The 1355-nt window shown below is 61.4% G+C and carries 2 protein-coding genes; one reads left to right on the top strand and one right to left on the bottom strand.

From position 1 onward, the window contains the following. A partial coding sequence (locus BGN95_RS06525; RefSeq protein WP_286772011.1) for a carbonic anhydrase occupies window positions 1–351 on the bottom strand: 351 nt, incomplete at its 3' end. Window positions 352–391: 40 nt separating this feature from the next. Between BGN95_RS06525 and cynR the strand changes: the two genes are divergently transcribed. After that, window positions 392–1291 (top strand): transcriptional regulator CynR, encoded by a 900-nt coding sequence (cynR, locus tag BGN95_RS06520; RefSeq protein ID WP_286772010.1) that lies wholly within the window; start codon window positions 392–394, stop codon window positions 1289–1291. Window positions 1292–1355: the final 64 nt, after the last annotated feature.

The raw sequence follows: 1355 nt of genomic DNA, 5'->3' as shown, positions 1-1355 counted from the left end.
ATGACCGCAGATCACGATGTCTTTCACCCCAAGAACCGCCACTGCATATTCGACGGTCGCGGTGACGCCACCAGGCCCCGGTCCGAATGAAGGCACGATATTGCCAGCATTGCGGATTACGAACATCTCTCCTGGCTCGCGCTGGGTGAGGAGTTCGGGCACGACCCGGCTGTCGGAGCACGTGATGAACAGGGTTCCCGGCGCCTGCTGATGCGCGAGGCTGCGGAAGAGCTCCGCCCGGGCCGGAAACGCTTCTTCCTGAAATTTGCGGAGACCCGCGATTAGATCCTGCATGACGACGCTCCGATTGATGTTGAGGCGGATGTCGTCCTTTTCAGCTATTAGGTCCAAGACCGTCTTCTTACGATCTCCATAAACAGGCATTATAGTGATGCAGCTTCGTCATCTCCGCTATCTGAAGGCAATCGTCGAGGAGGGCAGCTTCACCCGGGCAGCCCAGGTCCTTCACGTCTCGCAGCCGGCGCTTTCTCATCAGGTCCGCCAGCTTGAAGAACAGCTGGGCGTGCAGTTGCTGGATCGGACCGGCCGGAAGGTACGGCCGACCGACGCAGGCACGGCATTTCTCGCGCATGCGCGCCGCGCGCTCAATGCCGTCGAGGCTGCTGGTCGCGCGGCACAAGATGTCGAAGATCTGTCGAGCGGGATGGTGCGGATCGGCGTACCCCCCAGCTTCAGCGGCTATCTGACGGCGCCACTCGTCCGGCGCTTCCTGGATCGGTATCCGGGCATCCGCCTTCACCTGGCCGACATGGCACAGGAGGATATTGAGAAAGCGCTGGGCGATGACTCAGTTGATCTCGGCATCGCCTTCAGTGACGTCCGCTCGGACGATGTCGAGTGGCAGCCCCTCCATGCCGAACGGTTGACGCTTACCATGGCCGAGGGGCACCCTGCCGAACATCTCACTGTCATCGACCGCGCTACACTCCAGAGCATGGACATGGTGCTGTTGGGGCCTGACTTCGCGACCCGGAAGCTCGTCGACGCTCATTTTCTTCGGCACGGGCTGAGGCCGCGGATCGCCGTTGAGGCGTCCGCGATGATGACCATCGTAGAGATCGTGCGGAAAAGTCGCCTCGTTACCATCCTGCCTGACGTCGTGGTCCGCGAGCAACCGGCGCTGGTCACGCGCCCAATCGAACAGCCGTTCGACCCGCGTCGCGTCGCCCTCCTCCAGCGAAGGGCAGGGTATCGCTCAGCAGCCACGCGAGCCTTTGTCGAGACGACCCAGGCCTTCGCGGCCGAGCTTGAAAATAGCGGCCGCGTGTGAGCCCGAAGCATTGAAAAATATGCTTGTAAGCAACCATAGGGTCATTTGAGGCGTGGAAACCGAT

The sequence above is a fragment of the Sphingomonas sp. 66-10 genome (assembly GCF_001897045.1).
Taxonomy (GTDB): Bacteria; Pseudomonadota; Alphaproteobacteria; order Sphingomonadales; family Sphingomonadaceae; genus Sphingomonas; species Sphingomonas lycopersici.
The sequence above is the reverse complement of the archived record's forward strand: the minus strand, read 5'-3'. Positions and strand labels throughout refer to the sequence as shown.

What these genes read in the sequence shown, in the direction of transcription:
- cynR (WP_286772010.1), top strand. Translation starts at nt 392, where the DNA reads ATGCAGCTTCGTCATCTCCGCTATCTGAAGGCAATCGTCGAGGAGGGC.